Here is an 18,364-nt window from a genome sequence, read left to right on the forward strand (position 1 = left end):
GGAGTCCGGTGTGGGATCCCAAAGCGGGGACTCCTGTAGCAGTAGCAGTACACAGTAGATGTTCCGGGCTTCTGTCTCTTGTGGTTGTCAGTGGTTCAGACCAAATCCAAAGTGACCGTCACCTAGGACCGCTCGCCGCTCCAATTGGCTTTGGAGATGGACAATGAACGAACACGAAATCGAGCGGCTCGCATCAGCGTTCCACGTCATGCGACCAGACTGGCCCGTCCTCTCGCTCAAGACGTTCATCACCAAGAACCTCGCAGACAGGCCGCGACGTGACGTCGCCGTCGCCCTCGCCTGGATCTCCTGTGAGTCCAACACCGCCTCCCCCGCCCGCGTTCTTGCTGCTGGCCCCTGGTGGCGAGCTGCGGCAGTCGAAGGTGACGTCACCACCACGCATACCGGCAAGACAGTCGGTCGCGGTGAGAACCCGCACAAGGTCTGCGGCATCTGCGACATGTGGCAGGACGAGTGCGAGCGACGGGCAGCAACGAGCGGGCACGAGTTCATCGCCCGCAGCAAGTGCCTGCCGCCCACCGAGGTCGGGCCACTGGGCGAACGGGGCACCTGTCTCGCCGGCCCGATCGACTGGCCCTGCCAGCTCATCACCGGCCACGACGGCGCACACCACTGCCTGCCGCCGAAGCCGACCACACCACCCACCGCGGCCTATCTCGAGGCCCGACGCCAACGCCCTGACGACACCGACGAGAAGGAATCTGCATGAGCGAGCCGAAGCCCCTGCAATTGGGCACCGAGCGGAGTTGGGGCGAGACGACGTGCCACTTCGGAGTACGCGAGCCGATGTGCTCCGAGCGCGCCACGAGGCACTTCATGTGGCTCAGGGACGGCTCAACTAGCGCAGCCTGCGATGAGCACGCCGCCTATATCCACTCCCGCGACACGGCCGCGACTCCGTTCGATGAGCACACACATGGCCCCGACTGCGGGATGCCAGGTGCCATGTGGCGGTTTCCCTACGAGGACGAAGACGAGGGCTATTGCTTCATGGAGGCGCCGGACGACTTGGCCCTACTCGTCGATGAGTCGCTGCCCACCGAGGCCGACGCATGACCGAGATCTGGGCCGTCGCACACCCCCAACACCCCACCACCTACCGCGACACCAAAGCACAGGCCCTCGCCCTCGTAGACGCCTGGACAACCGAACGGGCGCCGGCCATCTGCTGGCCCATGACCGTGGAGGACGTGTACGCGCTCCCGGACACCTACCCGGAGTGTGGTTGTCAGCCCGATGACTGCCCCGACCGCGAGGGCGTTGAACGCGCCCTCGCTCTCTCTGCCGAGACCACCCAGCCAACCGAGGAGATCGCGTGACTGCCAGCACTCATCTCGACATCCACGACCACGTCGAACAGCTCGTCGACTCGCACACCCACCGCGAGCCCTACAGCCACCGCAACGGCACCCAACTCGCCATCTTCACCCACCTCACCATGGTCCCCCCACTCATCGACCAACTCGACGAACCCAACGTCGCCAGCCGCGGCGAAGGTGGCGGCGGTGGATACACGTCCGCTGCCGGGATCTCGGTCGAAGCGATCGACACGCTGATGTTCATCGACGACGAAGCCGCCCGCTGGGTTAGGAAGCTCGGGGAGGACGACCCCGGCGACACAAAAGCCTGCATCCGCCGCGTCCACGCACTCCACGCCAGCCAAGACGCCAACACCAAGGCCGACATCGAACGGGCCGTGAAGCGCTGGTGGACCCAAGCCCGCATCACCTCCGGCTGGGACTCCCCAGCCTGGCGACCAGACAACACCTGCCCAGTCTGCGAGGTGCGTCGGTCGCTGCGGATCAAGCTCGCTGACCAGATGGCCTACTGCACAGACTGTCGGAGCCTGTGGGATCCGTCCGAGATCGGACTGCTGGCCGACTGGATCCGCCTCGAGAACGCCGAGGACGAGGCGCCCGCCGCCGAGGAATCCGCCTAGTACACCCATTCAAGCAAAATCACCAGAGTTGACTTGCCCGACCACCCGGTGTATGTGCTATCGTAGTCCTTGCCGGTACAGCCGACCCCACGGGTAGGCAGAACCAGCACCCAGCCGAAGCCCCGCCACCCGCGGGGCTTCGCGCATTTGTGCAGGATCCCCACGCCGCTGCGAAACGCCACGCTCACCACTGAGGGGCACACAGAGCCCCACGGCCTCAGGTCGACTACCGATGCCGCGTTCAGCCGAGCAAGGGACCACTGCCCCACGCCAGGGAGAAGCCGATGCGACTCATCGTCCGCTTCCTCGGCCTCGACCTGCTCGACCTCGAGCTCGTCACAGAATCGGCACCGTATGAGGCTGCCGAAGAGGACTGCTCTCGGGATCTGAGCGGCGGAACGACCTACGCGACACCACTGGGCTTCACGGCCCACATGGACAAGCCGCACGAGGTCGAAACGCCGGATAGGGACTGGTGAGCATGGTGACAACGTTCGAGAATCGCGAGCCCCTCGACGGCTGGCGTGACCCGCGCACCGACCCACCCCGAGTCGCACCGCCGCGTTGCTGCGGCCTGTTCTGCGACTCACTCGCCTGCTCGATCTGCGGCCAGTGGGTCGCGTTGGGCAAGGGCGAGAACTGATATCACCGCGCTGATATCACCTGCACCACAGCACCACCCGCCGCGACACCCGCCATCCGGGCGCGTGTCCCGCCGAACGGAGCAACGCATGGACAAGTGCCACATGTGCGACAGCACTGACATCGTCTACGTCGACATCCTCGGCTTGAACTGGTGTCGTGCTGACTACGCCAAGACCTACCTCGAGTCGGTCTGACGTGGCCCTGCAAGACGTCGCCGCATCGCTCACCGACGAGATCCCCTGGCGAACCTGCGCCACCTGCCACGCCCTCTCCGGCATGAGCTCGGAGGACGCGGCCACCCTGCGCCGGCTGCTGTCCGACCGTGGCGTGCAGTTCCGGGCGCTGGCGAAGGCGCTGCATGACGACCCGGACTCGCCGTCCATCCCGCATGACGCGCTGTCACGGCACGCACGGGGCATGTGCTCGGCGCGCGAGGTGCTCCGATGAAGAACGCGAGCACCCCGCCGTGGCACAAGACCAATCCCGGAGTTCAGGCCACCCCCGAAGAGTGGGTCGAGTGGTTCCTCAGCAATGACCGCGCGGGCCAACTCGAGATTGCCGAGTGGAGCATCCGGTTCGGCGAAGAGGCAAACGTCTGCCTGATGCGTCACGGGGGCAACCGGTGACCATCTCCGACGTGGCCGCGCAGGTCAAGAACTCCGGCGCCAAGATCCTCATCGTCGACATCGAACGCCTCCCCGGACTCGCCCGCATCTGGGACCAAAAGACGCGCTTCGTCCACATCAACAACTTCACGAAGCTCCCGTCGCTCCTGTGTGTCGCTGCCAAGTGGTACGGCTCCAAGCAGACCGAGTTCCTCTCCGTCTGGGACGACGCCGACCACATGGTCAAACGCATCTGGGAGATGTACGACGAAGCCGACATCGTCGTCACCTACAACGGCGTCCGGTTCGACAACAAGCACCTCAAGTCCGAATGGCTGCTCGCCGGGATGCCACCACCGCGGCCCTGGAAAGACGTCGACCTGTACGCCGTCAACTCGCGGACGTTCGGGTTCGAGTCGAAGAGCCTGCAACACCTCTGCTACCGCCTCGGGCTCGACCTCAAGAGCGGCCACTACGACGCCGTCCTTGCCGAGAAGTGTGTCGATGGTGACGCCAAGGCTCAGGCCAAGATGCGCCGCTACAACGTGGGCGACGTGAAGATCACCGAGCAGGCGTACGACCGGCTGCGTGGCTGGATGCCAGGTCACCCGCACATGGGGATCAACGCGTCCGACGAGATCCGTACGTGCAACCAGTGCTCGAGCGAGAACCTCCAGCGCAACGGCACGAAGCTCGCCGAGCAGATCGTCTACACGCTGTATCGCTGCCTCGACTGTGGCGCCAACGTGCAGTCGACCCGACACGCCCGGGCTGCTGTGACACGGGGTGCGCGATGAGTGGGCGCCTCGAGCGTCTCTGCGAAGTGATGCACGAGGCCTACGAAACGGCCGCCCTTGATGCTGGATGGGAGACGCAGAAGCGCAGCCGCAAGCCGTGGTCCGACGTACCCGAGGCGAACAAGGCCACCATGCGCGCTGCCGTCACCGCACTGCTTGACCACCTCGAACCGAAGCACACCGCTCGACCTCCTCACCCTGACACGATGGCTGCTGGTGGACATGAGCGACGACGACCGTCTCGCTGATTACCTCGCTCGCATGGACAGCGGCGACCACGTGCGCACGCTGGACGACGGATGCAAAGGCTGCGGACACTCGGCGGTCTACTGCCGGTGCTGCATCTACCGAGACCTCGGACCATGCTGCTCCGCCTGCGACCACTAGCCATGCTCTGGATCGTCCTGCACCACCTACTCCGAGCACGACCTGATCCCGTGACGGGGGCCAAGATGACGACAGAGACCATCGTTATCAAGGACGACACCACGCGCGAGGATCTCGTCGAAGCGCTGCGTCACCTCAACGACACAGCCAAAGCCATGCGGCGCAAGGGATACACCGGCACCGCATCCGACGCATACGCCAGGCAGCACGCACGCATCGACAGCCTGCTATCGGAGCTCGAGACCCATGCGTGACCCCGAGACCTGCCGCATGTGTGGTCGGACCGGTGACCACTGTGCGCCGCTGGTGCTCGACTGCTGCCAGTGGTGCAGCCATGGAGTGCGGCGCTGACTGACCACGACAAGCAGTGGCAATGCAGCCTGTGCCTCAAGTGGTGGCCGGTCATCCCGTTGGCTCGAGACTGCGAGGCCAAGCATGAAGACCTGCTCAACGTGCAAGACAGCCAAGAAGCCTGACGCCTACCACCGCAGCCGATCCACCAGCGACGGGCTAGACCCACGCTGCCGAGACTGCCGCAAGGTCGCAGGCACAAGGCACACCATCGACCAGGAACTCAGGCGAGCCAGTCACCTCCTCCGGTTCTACGGCCTCACACCCGAGCAGTACGAAGACATGTACGAAGCTCAGGCTGGCGTGTGTGCCATCTGCCACGACCCCGAGACCATGACCTACCGAGGCAAGCCCAAGTCGCTATCCATCGACCACGACCACGACACCGGCAAGGTACGTGGTCTGCTCTGCGCTGCCTGCAACTTCGCCATCGGTAAGTTCCGTGACGACCCTGCGTTGCTCAGGTCTGCGGCTCAGTACCTCGAGCGATGAGCCAGGCGCCACGCAACACCACCACCCGAGACCGTGACCGAGCTGCCATCAAGCGAGGTCGGCCACCGTGTGGGATCTGTGAGCAGGACATCGACTACTCGCTGCCGTACCTAGACCCGATGTCATACGTGGTCGACCACATCCTGCCCCTTGCTCGCGGTGGCGCCGACGCACTGGATAACAAGCAGGCCGCACACCGATCCTGCAACCAGACCAAGGCCGCCAAGGTTCCCGAGTTCAACATCCGAACGTTCGTCACGTCGCGAACCTGGTGACGGGTGGGCATCCCCACCCCCATGCCCTCATCCGTCGCTCCCTCTGGCATAGGCGACGATCTCTCTCTTCAACTTTTTTGGTCCCCCAGGAGGCGCATCATGGCTGCACGCCACCTCCGCCCGGCCGACGCTGCCCCGTCTGAGTCGCAGCTTCTCCGTGCCCAGTTGGCGCGTGTTGAGGCTGCGTTCTACGACGATAAGACCCGCCCTACCGACCTCAAGGCGCTCTCCGTTGAGATGCGTGAACTCCGCGGCCTCATCAAGGCTGCGGAGGCTGCGGAGAACAAGACGCTGACGGTCGTGGCAGACACGGCCGATGAGCCGCTTAGCTGATCTCGCGAAGCACCTCGTCACCCCCGATCGGGGGGTCTCTACGGGGTGGCCGAAGGTGCGCGATACGTGCAACAACCTCGGCTGGATGTTCGATGAGTGGCAGGAAGACCTCGGCCGGCTGATCCTGTCGAAGGATGCGGTCGGCATGTTCGCCTCGAGCATCTGCTGCATGTCGCTACCTCGCCAGGTCGGGAAGACGTACCTCGTTGGCTGCATTGCGTTCGCCCTGTGCCTGACGCAGCCTGGGACGACGGTCATCTGGACTGCTCACCGGGGTCGTACGGCCACTGAGACGTTCCGCGCCATGAAGGCCAAGGCGAAACTGCCCGAGCTTGCGGCGTTCATCGACCAGCGCGTCAAGGGCGGCGGAATCCGCAGCTCGAACGGCGAGCAGGAGATCGAGTTCCTGAACGGGTCACGCATCCTGTTCGGTGCTCGAGAGTCCGGCTTCGGTGTCGGGTTCGCGAACGTCGGGATGCTGGTACTCGACGAAATCCAGCGCGCGAGTGTCAAAGCGATGGACGACCTGCTGCCGACGACGAACGCCGCAGCCAACCCACTCGTCTTGTGCATGGGCACGCCGCCGCGTCCGACCGATGACGGCGAAGTGTTCACGATGCTTCGCCAGGAAGCGACCACGGGCGAGTCGGATGACGTGCTCTACGTCGAACTGGCGGCGAGTGATCGTTTCGACCTCAGTGATGAGGACGAGTTCTGGCGTCAGCTCCGCAAGGTCAATCCTTCCTTCCCTCACCGGGTTGGCGAGCGGGCGATCCTGCGGAACAAGAAGGGGCTGACCGAGGATTCGGTCTACCGCGAGGTCTTCGGCTTGTGGGATGAGTTCTCCAAGCAGTTCTCCCCAATCAATGGCCCACTGTGGCGCGAGGCTGCCGACGTCGGCCCTGCTGACGGCACGAAGCCGAACGGTATGGCGGTCGACATGTCCCACGACCGGCAGATCAGCGTCGGTGCGTGCTGGCTCGAGGACACTTCGGCTCACGTCGAGGAAGTCTGGGCCGGGATGGACGAGCCCGCGGCTGTTGAGTGGGTCGCCAGTCGTGCGGGTCGCAGGATGCCGGTCTTCATTGACGGCCAATCGCCGGCCGCATCCATGATCCCGGCGCTCAAGGCTCGGGGCGTGAAGGTCTACACCGGCAACGCCTCGGATATGTCCCGGGGCTGCGGCCTGGTCGTCTCTGACCTTGAGTCGGGGCGCCTGACGCACGCCGACCAGGAGTCCGTGAACGAGGCCCGCGAGGGTGCTCGGAAGCGCGCCATCGGAACGGCAGGCGGTTGGGGCTATGACCGTAAGGACGCCTCCGTGAACATCGCTCCTTTGGTCAGCGTCACCCTCGCCCGACTGGGTGCGTCCATCAAGAAGCCCACATCGAGCACTGAATCGGCGCGAGCCGGCCGAGCAAGCGTGACCAGATGAGAGGCGGTGCGGCGTGGTGCAGTACGACTCCCTGACCGTCCCCGGGTTGACCGATGACGAGCAGGCCACGGTCAACCGCCTGGTCAAGAACCTCAAGGACCGCGAGCCGCGCAACCTTCTCCGTCAGCGCCTCTACGACAACCAAGAGGTAGCTCGTCGGATCGGTGACACGATCCCGTCTGCCTACTTCAACATGGGCATCGTCCTCGGTTGGACTGGCAAGGCTGTCGACGCACTTGGTCGGCGCTGCACCCTTGAGCGTTTCGTGTGGGCGGACGGCGACATCGACGCACTGGGCGCCCGCCAGGTCTGGGACGAGAACAACTTGCGCGCTGAGATGAACTCGGCCAAGGTGTCCTCACTGATCCACGGTCCCGCGTTCCTGGTGAACACGACCGGCACCGTGGATGAGCCCAAGTCGCTCATCCACGTCCGCGACGCGCTCAACGCGACCGGCGACTGGAACCCCCGCCGCCGCCGCATGGATAACCTGCTGTCGGTCCTCGACCGCGACGAGCAGCGACAGATCACCGAGTTCGCCCTCTACCTCGATGGCGAGACGGTGACCGCCGTCAAGGTGGACGGCCGGTGGGAGATCGACCGACAGGAGCACCCGTGGGGCGTTCCTGTCGAGGCGATGGTCTACAAGCCCCGTGTCGGCCGCGCTATGGGTGCCTCGCGCATCTCTAGGCCCCTGATCGGCTTGCAGAAGTCTGCTGTTCGTGACCTGATCCGGCTCGAGGGCCACATGGACATCTATAGCTACCCCGACTTCTGGCTTCTCGGCGCTCTTGCCAAGGACGTCAAGGGCGAGGGTGACGCCAACGTCGCCGCGATGGCTTCTGCACTCGGTCGCATCCGAGGGATCCCTGACCTGCCGGCCGATGACCCGAACGCCCGCGACAACAACCTTGACCGAGCCGACATCAAGCAGTTCCCGGCCTCGGCTCCGACGCCGAACCTGGCGACGTTGAACGCTAAGGCCAAGCTGTTCGCTCGAGAGGCTTCATTGCCGGACTCGTCGTTGGCGATCACCGACTTCGCGAACCCGACGTCGGCGGACGCTTATGACGCCTCGCAGCGCGACCTCATCGACGAGGCTGAGGGCGCGATCACCGACTGGTCGCCGGCCGTGAAGCGCGCCCACATTCGTGCGCTGGCAATCCTCAACGACCTCACTGAGATCCCCGCCGAGTGGCAGACCATCGAGCCCAAGTGGCGCGACCCGCGCTACACGTCGAAGTCCGCACAGGCTGACGCCGGATCCAAGGTCGTACCGCTGATCGCCGCCGCCACATCTGAGGTAGAGCTCGAGCTCCTCGGCCTTGACGAGCAGCAGATCCGCCGCGTGATGGCCGAGAAGCGGCGCGCGCAGGGCTCGTCCGTGCTGGACCGGCTGAGGGCCGTCAGTGGCGACGACCCTGCGGTCTGAGACGACCAACCTGGTCCGCCTCGCCGACCGTGACCTGTCGCGCCTGTGGCAGCTCGTCGCGAACGGCGCAGCGGCAGACGAGGCACTCCACGACCTACTGCCCGCCATCGTTCGCGAGTACGGCGCAGCGGGCGGAACGATGGCGGCCGAGTGGTACGACCAGCAGCGCGAGAAGGTCGACGCCAGGGGCCGTTACTTCGCAGACCCGATCCCTGCCGACGACCGCGGCGCTCACGCGCTCGTCGGGTCGGCACTCAAAGAGGCCACCGACGACACGGCTCTCAAGACGCTCATCCTCGGCGGCGTCCAGCGCCGAATTGCCGATCACGTCCGCCTGACTGTCGCCAACAACTCCGTGACCGACCGAGCCGCTCAGGGCTGGGTCCGTGTCGGCGCAGGCGGTTCGTGCGACTGGTGCGACCAGTACCTCGACGGCGAGATCCGCACCGTGGCCGGCTACGACTTCGACGCGCACGACAACTGCAACTGCACCGTCGATGTGGCCTTCTGAGCCACCCATAGACCAACCCAGCCGCAACGGATGGGTCCAACCCGCAACGGGAGCACCGCATGTCCGAGCAGCAGACCGCCGAGGCCACCGCAACGGAGTCCGAGGCCACCAGCGAGTCCAGCGAGACGAAGCCGACTGAAACGGTCGACTTCTGGAAGCAGAAGGCTCGTGAGCAGGAGAAGCGCGCCAAGGTCAACGCCGACGCAGCCAAGCGTCTGGCGGACATCGAGGACGCGCAGAAGACGGAATCCGAGAAGGTCGCAGACCGCATCGCCAAGGCTGAGGCCGAGGTTGCGTCTGTGCCCGCGAAGGTTGCCGAGGTCCTGCGTGACCACCTTGTCGCTCTCCATGAGATCGAGAAGGACGACGCCGAGCTGTTCCTGACGGCCAATGACCCCGAGCTCTTGCTCAAGCAAGTCACGCGCCTCGTCGGTCAGTCGGACAAGCGCAAGAAGACGACCAACACCGTGCCCCGCGAGGGCCAAACCTCATCCACTTCCGGCGATGACGAGGTCCGCGAGTTCGCTCGCGGCCTGTTCAAGCGCGCGGAGTAGTCCCGAAAGGAAACAGCCAACATGGCTACGTTCGCAACCGGATCGCTCACGATCCCGAAGCAGAAGATCACCCCCTGGCTCGGCTCGATCCAGAACGGATCGTGCGTCGCCGCACTGTCCGCCCAGACCCCGATGACCTTCGGCGAGGGTGAGTCCTGGACGTTCAACATCGGCGAGGCCGAGTACGTCGCTGAGGGCGCCCAGAAGGGTCAGTCGACCGTCACGGCGACGACCAAGACGATCAAGCCCTTCAAGTTCCACAAGACCCTCCGCTTCAACGAGGAGGTCATGTGGGCCGACGAGGACCGGCAGCTCGAGGTCGTCGACGAGATCCTGGCTCTCATCCAGCCGGCGCTCTCGCGTGCGCTCGACTTCGGCGTGTTCCACGAGATCAACCCGACCGGCGGTGCCGTTGTGGCCGCGATGAACGGTGGCCTCACGGACACGACCAACCTCGTCGAGTACGTGGCGGCCGACAAGCCCTACGTGTCCCTCGACGCGGCTGACAACCTGGTGCTGGCTGACGGCTTCGTCCCGCGCGACATCGCCCTCGACCCGGTCTACGCCGCGAAGTTCTCCTCGCTGCGTGGCACCAACTCCGAGCAGAAGCTCTACCCGAACTTCCGCCTCGGCCTGGAGACCTCCGAGCTCGAGGGTCACCGCGCGTCGGTGTCCAACACGGTTCGCGGTCTCGGCGTCCTCGCGTCCGACACCAAGGTCATGGGCTTCGTCGGCGACTTCTCCGCGATCCGCTGGGGCGTCCAGAAGTCGATCGGCCTCAAGGTCATCGAGTACGGCGACCCGGACGGTGCCGGCGACCTCCAGCGCAACAACCAGGTCGCCTTCCGTGCCGAGGTTGTCTACGGCTGGGGCATCGCTGACCTGAACGCCTTCGCCAAGATCCACGACCTCGTCTGATGGCTCGCCTTCGTAACACGAAGTCTGGCGCGATCGTCTCTGTCGCTGACGAGAAGGTCGACCGGATGGGAAGCGACTGGGAGCCGGCCGACAAGCCTGCTCCGAAGACGCCTGCCAAGAAGGCGTCCTCCAGCAAGTCCAGCAAGTAATCAGAAGGGGGCGACCCGATGGCCGAGTTCATCATCGTCGACGACCTGCCGAATGCGATCCAGACGGCAGAGCTGGTCGACTCAATGGTGGCCGGTGCGAACGCGAAAGCGTCACGGGTCGCCCCCTGCCTGGTCGAGGCGTTCACGGCCCCGACCCCTACCGCCGCTCAGGCTGACGCGCTGTCTGAGGCGCGTCTGGTGCTGATCGGTGCCGTGAAGCGTTGGGCTGAGGCCGGTTCGGGTGCGATCCAGTCGCAGACGGCTGGCATCTTCGCCCAGACGATTGACACTCGGCAGCGCGGCGGATACCACCTGTGGCCGAGTGAGATCAACGATCTGCAAGCCATCTGTAAGGGCTTGAGTGCGACACCGTCGCGGCAGGCGTTCTCCATCGACACTGCCGGACCCTACGGCGCGGTTCACGCCGAGTCCTGTGCGCTCGCGTTCGGTGCGCTCTACTGCGACTGCGGCGCCGACCTGGCGGGCTTCCCGCTGTTCGAGGGCGCTTGATGTTCTCTTTCCCTGAGCCGGTGACGATCTTGTCTCCCGGCACCGTCACTGACCCGTATTCGGGTGAGACGGTGACGGATTGGGGCACGTCGTCCAGTCGTGACGAAGCGTGCGCGGTTGCCCCGGGTGGCAGCACGGAGCCGAACCTTGTGGCTCGTGACGCGATCGACTCTGACTTTGACCTGATCTTCGACCACGACCCGGGTGTGAGCCCTGCTGATCGTGTGGTGGTCCGTGGCCTGACCTGCGAGGTCGACGGTCGCCCCTTCGCTTACCGATCCCCCTTCACGGGCTGGGAGCCGGGAACCCTGGTCCGCGTCAAGGTTCGGGAGGGCTGATGGCTAAGGCACGCATCAAGCTCAACTCGGCCGGTATCCAGTCGTATCTCGATGGCGGCGGCGGTGTCGACGCGATGCTCCAGGCCGAGGCCGAGACCCGCGCTGAGCGTGCTCGAGCCAGCGCCCCCGTAGGCGACACCGGCAACTACCGCGACAGCATCCACGTCGAGACCGACCACACCGACCGCATGGTCAAGCGCGTTGTCGCTGACGTGCCTTACGCGATGGTCGTCGAGGCGAACAACGGGACGATGGCGAGGTCGCTATGACGATGCAGCCTCTCGCCGCTCTCCCGGTTGACGCCGAGGAGTGGTGGATCGTGTATCTCCGCGGCGCTCTCGTGGGCCGCACGGAGCCGTACGCGACCGGAGTCAAGTTCGACCGCAAGGTTCCGAACCCTCGCCCTTCACGTCTCGTGGTCATCTCGCGCGATGGTGGCGCCGTGTCTGGCGTCTTTGACTTCCCGCGCGTGCGAATCGACGTGTGGCACGAAGACTCCGCGCTGGGACAGAAGTACGCCAGCGACCTGTCGCGGCTGCTGATCGCGCTCGCCATGGACGCCCCGGGGACTAACGGCTGCGTCCGCGTGACACACCAATCCGGGCCGAATGACGTGCCCGACCCGTCGGGTCAGCCCCGGCGCCTCTCGCTGATTGAAGCCAAGCACCGAGCAACCATCCTCGCCACCTAGGAGCACTCATGTCCTACAAGCTCACGCACCCCGAGTCCGACCAGACCATCGAGGTCGACGCGGACATGGTCGCGGTCTACGAGACCCAGGGCTGGGAGACCGCCCCGACCGCCAAGACGCCGGCCAAGTCCGACGACAAGTAGCACCACCTCACCGCCACCGCGCAGGCACCTTCACCGCGGCCATGCCGCACACCACCAACACACAGGAGTAAGACATGGCCGTCACCGCCTCCAAGGTGCGCGTTGCGATCACGGGCGCCCTCAGCAAGGGACTCACCAGCGCCACCTCCCCCACCGGCACCGCTGGCACCCTCACCGGCTTCACCGACCTCGGCGCCATCAGCGAGGACGGCGTGGCTCTCGCGCTCAACGACGAGGGCGACGCGACCCCGCTCAAGATCTGGCAGGACGGCGCGACCGTCCGCACCCTCCGCTCCACCTCGGAGGACAACCCGACCCTCTCTCTGACGCTGGTCGAGACCAGCAAGGAGGTCATCGAGACCTTCTTCGGCGTCACCGTCACCCAGACCGTCACCGAGGGTTCGTTCGAGTTCAAGACCCAGAACCGCACCGCCTCGTCGTACGTCCTCGATGTGGTCGACGGTGCTGAGCTGATCCGCATCTACGTCCCCCGTGGTGTGGTGTCGGCGGTCGAGGAGATCAGCCTAGTGAACACCGAGGCCATCGGCTACGGCATCACCATCGACTGCGAGCTCGACACGGTGAAGAACTACGCGCTCAAGACCTGGATGACCGGGCTCAAGACGCCCTGACCCTGACCGCCCGGCCCTGATTCGCGCGGAGTCAGGGCCGGGCTTCGCTTGTCCTATCCGCGCACCCATCCGCGCAAGGAGTCAGCATGACCATGGAGAAATTTCACTGGACCTCGCCGTCTGGCGTCGAGATCGTCCTGCCCCACATGGGCAAGATCAAGGCCGGCATCATCCGCCGCCACCGCAAGGAAGAGCCGGTCGACTTCATCTTCTCGGTGCTTGAGGAGACGGCCGACACGGAGACGCTCGCGAAGGTCGACGACCTCGACCAGACCGACCTCAACACCCTCGTGGAGAAGTGGCAGGCGGGCGCTTCCGTGGGGGAATCTGCGGGCTCCTCGACCTGATCGAGGAGCACCGCGGCGCCCTCCGCTACGACTGGCGCACCCGGTTCGGACGCGGCCTCGATGAGTCTGTGCCCGCTGACATCGGCTGGGATGAGGCGCTAGACCTGGTTCGCATTCTTCGCTCAGATCCGTCATCACGCATAGCCGCAGCCGCTGAGGGGTGGGATCAACCCCACGCTCCCGGCGACCTGATCGCGATGCGGCAGTTCGAACTGACTCAGGCTGCCGCGGGCGTGAAGAAGCCTCAGCCCTACCCCACTGCGCCGTGGGCTAGTAAGAACACCAGCACGCAGCGTTTTGGCAAGACGGATGGACGTTCACGCGAAGAGGTCGTGGCGATCCTCCGCGCGCACGGTCACGAGCTCAGCTAGAACCTCGGCGTAACGCCGCACACGTTGTTGAGCTCGGTGAGCGACGTGACCATCGTGTCCGTCTCGAACGTCTCCCCGGCCTTCACGTCGGCGTACTCGCGCAGTTCGGCTTCGACCACCTTGACGTGGGGGCCGATCTCCTCGCCCGCCTGTTCTTGGATCGGTGCCAGTTCCTCAGCGAGGGCCGCAGCCGTCTCGTCATCAGTTGTCGAGGCTTCGGCGGTCATCAGGTCGACCACCTTCTCGGCCGGAGCATCGCCGTCGAACAACTGCCCGCATGTCGTGGCAGTCGACACCTTCGGGAGCGCTTCCTCGGCAGGCGCTTCCGCCGTGCCACTCCCTCCGCACGAAGTGAGCAGGACGACGGCACAAGCTCCGAGAAGGGCACGCATGCGCCGAGATTAGCCGCCAGTCCACCGCCCGCGCATCAGTAACACCACCTAGAGAGGCGGTGCCGAATGGCTGAGGTCGCCAGCGCCTATGTGAGCCTGATGCCGTCCGCGAAGGGCTTCGGCTCCAAGCTCGACGGCCAGATCTCCGGCGACATCGACAAGTCGGGCAAGAGGTCAGGAATCAGCTTCGGCAAGCTGTTCGCTGCTGGTGCCGCCCTTGGGCTCGGCGCCAAGGCGTTCTCGTTCCTTGGCGACTCGCTCGGCGAGGCGAGCGAGGCTCAGGTCGTCGGCGCGCGCACCGAGAACGTCATCAAGAAGATGGGTGGCGCGGCCGGCATCTCGGCTAAGCAGGTCGGAGACCTCGCGGGCGCTATCTCTGCGAAGACGGGCATTGACGACGAGGCGATCCAGTCTGGGCAGAACCTTCTGCTGACGTTCGGCAACGTCCGCAATGAGGCTGGCAAGGGCAACAAGATCTTCAACCAGGCGTCGCAGCTCATGGTCGACATGTCGTCAGCGATGGGCACGGATGCAAAGGGCTCTGCGGTCCAGTTGGGCAAGGCGCTCAACGACCCGGTTAAGGGCATCACCGCCCTGTCGCGAGTTGGGGTCTCGTTTACTGAGCAGCAGAAGGAACAGATCGCTGGCTTCGTAGAGTCGGGCGACACGATGAAGGCGCAGAAGGTCATCCTCGGTGAACTCGAGCGTCAGTTCGGTGGGGCTGCGGAGACGATGGCGACCCCCGCCGACAAGGCGAAGGTCGCTTTTGGCAACCTTCAGGAGCAGATCGGCACGGTCGTCCTGCCCATCGTGGAAAAACTGTCTGACTACTTCACCACGAAGATCGCGCCCGCAGTCTCGAGGTTCATCGACGAGGTGAAGACGGGTGAGGGCGTCGGCGGTAGGTTCGCCGATGCCTTCAAGAAGGTCGCCGACAATCTAGACACCATTGTCCCGGTGCTCGCCACGCTGGTAACGGGGGTCGCGGCATACAGGGCCGCGGCCCTGCTGTCAGGCGCCGCGAGTGCTGTCATGGCTGCGGGAACAACGGGAGCGGCGGGGGCAACTTGGTCCCTTAATGCCGCACTGCGTGCCAACCCTATCGGCATTGTCGTGACCGCACTCACCCTCCTCGCGGCCGGCCTGGTCATCGCCTACAAGAAGTCGGACACGTTCCGCAGCATCGTCGACGGCGCACTCCGCGTTGTGGGCGAGACCGGCAAGTGGCTGTGGAACAACGCCCTCAAGCCAGCCTTCGAGAAGATGAAGGACGGCTTTGAGGCGGTGGGCGAGGCTGGTACGTGGCTGTGGAATAACGCCCTTCAGCCTGCCTTCAAGTTCATCGTCGGCGGCCTCGCGAGCATCCTCGACATGTGGGCGTCGATGCTTTCGACGCTGGCGAAGGTGCCGGGGTTCGGGTGGGCCGAGAAGGCTGCCGACGCCATGGCGAACGCGGCCGACAAGGCCCGCGACGTAGCGGACGGCATCAAGAAGATCCCGCCGTCGAAGACCGTCAACATCACGGTCGCCTACAAGTACACGGGCCTCAAGAGCCCCACGCGCGGCCGTGACGACGAGTTCGGGATCAACCCACGCGGCAAGGCCAGCAACGGCCCCAAGCGCGCCTTCAACCAAGTGCTCAAGGGCTACGGCGAGACCGGCGAGAACCTCATGGAGCGGATCGCGAAGGGCATCAAGCTCGCGAAGCCCAAGGCTGTCGCCGCGGCGCAGGACGCTTTCGACTCTCTCAAGTCGAAGATGGAGTCGAAGCGCGACGAGATCCAGTCGACTGTCGACGGGCTCAAGGACATCTTCGAGGGCATCCGCAGCACGGTCTCCGAGGCGTTCGCGGGCAACTTGTTCGACGTCGGTGCGACGGCAGCCAAGGACGCCGTCACCGAGATGATCGGCGGCAAGAAGGTCGTAACCGAGGCCGCAGTTGCAGCCCGGAGCGTCGGGCAGAACTTCATCGACAACCTGATGGGCAAGAAGGCCCAACTGACTGGTCTGCTCGCCTCGTTCAACGTCCTCAAGGGCTGGGGTATCGATCCGAAGTTCCTGACGCAGTTGTTCTCGTCTGGCAACGGCGCGCTCATCACCGAGCTCGCGGGAATGGGTCAGGCGGGCGCGGTCGACACGGCCAACCTGTTTGGCGAGGTCACCAGCCTCGGCAGCCAGCTCGGTAGTGCGGTCGCGAACAACGACCCGGTGGCCGCGGAGATGGTCACCGCCAACGCGACCCTGGTGGAGATTCGTGACGCCCTGTCGTACCTCAGCTCTGACATCGGCAAGGAACTCAACCAGGCCGGCGCCAAGGCCCAGCGGAACAAGAAGAACCGGGGCAAGAAGGGCAGGGGTAAGTGATGAGCGTTGACCTTGTGCCCGAGTGGACGATCGGCGACCTGTGCCTGACGTCGTACCCGTTCGGCGTTGATGCTGACTCGACGGTCGACATCGGTGAGCCTGAGATGGTTGTCGAGTCTGTCACGTCGATGCTTGCTGATGGTGACCTTGAGCGGGTCGTGCGTCACGGCAACCGGACCTATGTGCTCGAGGTCTACGTCGAGGGTCCGTCGCTTGCAGAGTTGGCGACATCTGAGGCCGAGTTGCGCACCCAGCTCACGCGCACTGGCCTGCTGTTGACCCACGACCCGGGCGACGGGTTCTCGCCGGCTTCGGTGTACGAGGTCCAGACCGCGAGGTTGACGCCGCAGCGCCGGGACGACCACGAGTCGCACCTGATCCGCAAGTTCACCCTGACTCTGACCTGCTCCGGATTTCCTCGCTCGGTCGACCCCGTGGTGGTCGAGGCGCTGAGCGTCCCCGGCACGGAGACCCTCATCAGCGTAGACACCTGTGACTCGGCGACGGGCTGGACGGGCACGCGCTCTGGAGCGCCGCAGACGGTATCGGCGGCCCTGACCCCCGGCTCTGTGTCGGTGGCAGAACTCGACAGTGCGGTCACATCGCCTGAGACATGGACCCTGACCCGCACCGGCTCGATCGACCTCGGCACCACCACGTATCTAGTCGTCGAGGCGCGGACCCTGGTGTCAGGAGCGGATGAGCGGGTCTCGGCGTCAGTGGGTGGTGTGTCGCTGCCGATGCTCGAGCAGCGTGAGATGACAGATGGAACGGGTTACTCGCGTCTCACGTTCGACGCTACCGGGTTCGGCGTGGTGTCGTCGGTGACGTTCTCGCACACGTCGAAGGCCGGCTCTGCGTGGCAGGGATTGTTCATCCGCCAGGTGTCCCGCACGAACGCTCCACCGAAGATCACAGCCCGTCAGATCACCCGCATCATCGAGACTGGCGGCACGGAGCGCACTCCGGCGAGTCTCCATGTCTCGGCTGCGAACGGAACCGCCCCGCTGGGGCTGACGATCGTTCACACGTCCCCGGCCGATGGGTCCGGCTATTCTCCGCCGTTGCAACGCTGGCGGACGGTGGGTCAGGCGCGCACGGCTGACGTGACGGCCTACTCGGGCAACTACGAGCTCATCAATGTCACGTCGTGGGTGGCCGAGGTGCCGACGTCGGCACTGCCCGAGGGTGGTTACACGCTGCTGGCTCGTCTGCGTTGTCAGACGGCCTCGACGGTGCGGATCTCCTATTCGACGTCGACGATCTTCCCGGACTCGACGACGCAGCAGGGATTCACGTTGGGGCAGGTCGACCACGCTTTCGCTGCGGCGAACGTGTGGGAGTTGGTGCCCCTTGCGGTTCTGTCGCTGCCTTCGGTTCGTACCGCGGCCGGCAAGGTGCAGATCGCCCTCCAGGTTGAGGCTGCGAGCCCGTCCACGACTCTCGATGAGGCGTGGCTGTTCCGGGTTGACGACGACTGCGCGTTGACCATCGTGGAGACCGACAAGCCGAACCTGTGGCTCGACTCGCCTGACCTGTCTTCGTCGGTCCCCCGCGTGTGGGTTGGTGGCGACGTCGGCTCCCGGGTTCACCCTGGTACGGGTCTCAAGGCGATGGGCTCGCACGTCCTCTCGCAGCCGGGGACGTCTGTGTTCACTGCGGCGTTCACCGACTACCCGAATACCAGCTCGACGCACTACTGGCGCTGGCACTCAAACGCGGCGGGGTGACG

28 protein-coding genes are annotated in these 18,364 nt (G+C 65.1%); 27 read left to right on the forward strand and 1 reads right to left on the reverse strand.

Annotated features, from left to right (window positions below):
• The first annotated feature begins 163 nt into the window (after window positions 1-163).
• From AC1DP1_RS05500 to AC1DP1_RS05620, 25 genes are all read left to right on the forward strand, one after another.
• Window positions 164-730 (forward strand): hypothetical protein, encoded by a 567-nt coding sequence (locus AC1DP1_RS05500; RefSeq protein WP_477505996.1) that lies wholly within the window; start codon window positions 164-166, stop codon window positions 728-730.
• Window positions 727-1,077 (forward strand): hypothetical protein, encoded by a 351-nt coding sequence (locus tag AC1DP1_RS05505; protein WP_477505997.1) that lies wholly within the window; start codon window positions 727-729, stop codon window positions 1,075-1,077. The genes AC1DP1_RS05500 and AC1DP1_RS05505 overlap by 4 nt, the downstream gene beginning before the upstream one ends.
• A complete protein-coding gene (locus tag AC1DP1_RS05510; protein ID WP_477505998.1) occupies window positions 1,074-1,340 on the forward strand; it encodes a hypothetical protein in 267 nt (88 codons plus the stop codon). The genes AC1DP1_RS05505 and AC1DP1_RS05510 overlap by 4 nt, the downstream gene beginning before the upstream one ends.
• Window positions 1,337-1,960, forward strand: a complete 624-nt coding sequence (locus AC1DP1_RS05515) for a DUF7341 domain-containing protein (RefSeq protein WP_477505999.1) — start codon at window positions 1,337-1,339, stop codon at window positions 1,958-1,960. The genes AC1DP1_RS05510 and AC1DP1_RS05515 overlap by 4 nt, the downstream gene beginning before the upstream one ends.
• A 284-nt stretch (window positions 1,961-2,244) precedes the next feature.
• The gene (locus AC1DP1_RS05520; protein ID WP_477506000.1) at window positions 2,245-2,439 is read left to right on the forward strand and encodes a hypothetical protein; all 195 of its coding nucleotides are present in this window, start codon (window positions 2,245-2,247) and stop codon (window positions 2,437-2,439) included.
• A gap of 361 nt (window positions 2,440-2,800) precedes the next feature.
• The gene (locus AC1DP1_RS05525) at window positions 2,801-3,052 is read left to right on the forward strand and encodes a hypothetical protein (RefSeq protein ID WP_477506001.1); all 252 of its coding nucleotides are present in this window, start codon (window positions 2,801-2,803) and stop codon (window positions 3,050-3,052) included.
• Complete coding sequence (locus AC1DP1_RS05530) at window positions 3,049-3,231, forward strand: hypothetical protein (RefSeq protein ID WP_477506002.1); 183 nt, start codon at window positions 3,049-3,051, stop codon at window positions 3,229-3,231. The genes AC1DP1_RS05525 and AC1DP1_RS05530 overlap by 4 nt, the downstream gene beginning before the upstream one ends.
• Complete coding sequence (locus AC1DP1_RS05535) at window positions 3,228-4,007, forward strand: ribonuclease H-like domain-containing protein (RefSeq protein WP_477506003.1); 780 nt, start codon at window positions 3,228-3,230, stop codon at window positions 4,005-4,007. Before AC1DP1_RS05530 ends, AC1DP1_RS05535 begins: the two co-directional genes overlap by 4 nt.
• 452 nt (window positions 4,008-4,459) lie before the next feature.
• On the forward strand, window positions 4,460-4,648 hold the full coding sequence (locus AC1DP1_RS05540; protein WP_477506004.1) for a hypothetical protein: 189 nt from the start codon (window positions 4,460-4,462) through the stop codon (window positions 4,646-4,648).
• Between the two features lie 181 nt (window positions 4,649-4,829).
• The gene (locus AC1DP1_RS05545; RefSeq protein WP_477506005.1) at window positions 4,830-5,237 is read left to right on the forward strand and encodes an endonuclease VII domain-containing protein; all 408 of its coding nucleotides are present in this window, start codon (window positions 4,830-4,832) and stop codon (window positions 5,235-5,237) included.
• Window positions 5,234-5,512, forward strand: coding sequence for an HNH endonuclease (locus tag AC1DP1_RS05550; protein WP_477506006.1), 279 nt, complete (start codon window positions 5,234-5,236; stop codon window positions 5,510-5,512). Before AC1DP1_RS05545 ends, AC1DP1_RS05550 begins: the two co-directional genes overlap by 4 nt.
• A gap of 99 nt (window positions 5,513-5,611) precedes the next feature.
• A complete protein-coding gene (locus AC1DP1_RS05555) occupies window positions 5,612-5,845 on the forward strand; it encodes a hypothetical protein (RefSeq protein WP_477506007.1) in 234 nt (77 codons plus the stop codon).
• On the forward strand, window positions 5,829-7,280 hold the full coding sequence (locus AC1DP1_RS05560; RefSeq protein ID WP_477506008.1) for a hypothetical protein: 1,452 nt from the start codon (window positions 5,829-5,831) through the stop codon (window positions 7,278-7,280). Before AC1DP1_RS05555 ends, AC1DP1_RS05560 begins: the two co-directional genes overlap by 17 nt.
• Window positions 7,281-7,293: 13 nt before the next feature.
• The gene (locus tag AC1DP1_RS05565) at window positions 7,294-8,712 is read left to right on the forward strand and encodes a phage portal protein (RefSeq protein ID WP_477506009.1); all 1,419 of its coding nucleotides are present in this window, start codon (window positions 7,294-7,296) and stop codon (window positions 8,710-8,712) included.
• Window positions 8,690-9,223 carry a VG15 protein gene (locus AC1DP1_RS05570; protein ID WP_477506010.1) on the forward strand — a complete coding sequence of 178 codons (534 nt, stop codon included), beginning with the start codon at window positions 8,690-8,692 and terminating at the stop codon, window positions 9,221-9,223. Before AC1DP1_RS05565 ends, AC1DP1_RS05570 begins: the two co-directional genes overlap by 23 nt.
• A gap of 59 nt (window positions 9,224-9,282) precedes the next feature.
• Window positions 9,283-9,777, forward strand: coding sequence for a hypothetical protein (locus tag AC1DP1_RS05575; protein ID WP_477506011.1), 495 nt, complete (start codon window positions 9,283-9,285; stop codon window positions 9,775-9,777).
• Between the two features lie 21 nt (window positions 9,778-9,798).
• The gene (locus AC1DP1_RS05580; protein ID WP_477506012.1) at window positions 9,799-10,695 is read left to right on the forward strand and encodes a phage major capsid family protein; all 897 of its coding nucleotides are present in this window, start codon (window positions 9,799-9,801) and stop codon (window positions 10,693-10,695) included.
• Window positions 10,695-10,844, forward strand: coding sequence for a DUF7302 family protein (locus AC1DP1_RS05585; RefSeq protein ID WP_477506013.1), 150 nt, complete (start codon window positions 10,695-10,697; stop codon window positions 10,842-10,844). Before AC1DP1_RS05580 ends, AC1DP1_RS05585 begins: the two co-directional genes overlap by 1 nt.
• An 18-nt stretch (window positions 10,845-10,862) precedes the next feature.
• Window positions 10,863-11,354: a hypothetical protein gene (locus AC1DP1_RS05590; protein ID WP_477506014.1), complete on the forward strand. Its 492-nt coding sequence runs from the start codon at window positions 10,863-10,865 to the stop codon at window positions 11,352-11,354.
• Between the two features lie 20 nt (window positions 11,355-11,374).
• The gene (locus tag AC1DP1_RS05595) at window positions 11,375-11,692 is read left to right on the forward strand and encodes a hypothetical protein (RefSeq protein ID WP_477506015.1); all 318 of its coding nucleotides are present in this window, start codon (window positions 11,375-11,377) and stop codon (window positions 11,690-11,692) included.
• Window positions 11,692-11,961 carry an HK97 gp10 family phage protein gene (locus tag AC1DP1_RS05600; protein WP_477506016.1) on the forward strand — a complete coding sequence of 90 codons (270 nt, stop codon included), beginning with the start codon at window positions 11,692-11,694 and terminating at the stop codon, window positions 11,959-11,961. Before AC1DP1_RS05595 ends, AC1DP1_RS05600 begins: the two co-directional genes overlap by 1 nt.
• Window positions 11,958-12,383: a hypothetical protein gene (locus AC1DP1_RS05605; RefSeq protein ID WP_477506017.1), complete on the forward strand. Its 426-nt coding sequence runs from the start codon at window positions 11,958-11,960 to the stop codon at window positions 12,381-12,383. The genes AC1DP1_RS05600 and AC1DP1_RS05605 overlap by 4 nt, the downstream gene beginning before the upstream one ends.
• Before the next feature lie 8 nt (window positions 12,384-12,391).
• On the forward strand, window positions 12,392-12,526 hold the full coding sequence (locus tag AC1DP1_RS05610) for a hypothetical protein (RefSeq protein WP_477506018.1): 135 nt from the start codon (window positions 12,392-12,394) through the stop codon (window positions 12,524-12,526).
• Between the two features lie 74 nt (window positions 12,527-12,600).
• Window positions 12,601-13,158: a phage tail tube protein gene (locus AC1DP1_RS05615; protein ID WP_477506019.1), complete on the forward strand. Its 558-nt coding sequence runs from the start codon at window positions 12,601-12,603 to the stop codon at window positions 13,156-13,158.
• A gap of 92 nt (window positions 13,159-13,250) precedes the next feature.
• Window positions 13,251-13,505: a hypothetical protein gene (locus tag AC1DP1_RS05620; RefSeq protein ID WP_477506020.1), complete on the forward strand. Its 255-nt coding sequence runs from the start codon at window positions 13,251-13,253 to the stop codon at window positions 13,503-13,505.
• Window positions 13,506-13,872: 367 nt separating this feature from the next.
• Here AC1DP1_RS05620 and AC1DP1_RS05625 read toward each other — a convergent pair whose 3' ends face one another.
• The gene (locus tag AC1DP1_RS05625; protein ID WP_477506022.1) at window positions 13,873-14,268 is read right to left on the reverse strand and encodes a hypothetical protein; all 396 of its coding nucleotides are present in this window, start codon (window positions 14,266-14,268) and stop codon (window positions 13,873-13,875) included.
• Window positions 14,269-14,334: 66 nt separating this feature from the next.
• Between AC1DP1_RS05625 and AC1DP1_RS05630 the strand changes: the two genes are divergently transcribed.
• Both AC1DP1_RS05630 and AC1DP1_RS05635 read left to right on the forward strand, forming a co-directional pair.
• The gene (locus AC1DP1_RS05630; protein ID WP_477506023.1) at window positions 14,335-16,632 is read left to right on the forward strand and encodes a hypothetical protein; all 2,298 of its coding nucleotides are present in this window, start codon (window positions 14,335-14,337) and stop codon (window positions 16,630-16,632) included.
• A complete protein-coding gene (locus AC1DP1_RS05635; protein ID WP_477506024.1) occupies window positions 16,632-18,362 on the forward strand; it encodes a hypothetical protein in 1,731 nt (576 codons plus the stop codon). The genes AC1DP1_RS05630 and AC1DP1_RS05635 overlap by 1 nt, the downstream gene beginning before the upstream one ends.
• Window positions 18,363-18,364 lie beyond the last annotated feature (2 nt).

The organism is Nocardioides sp. P4_G10 (assembly GCF_056401175.1).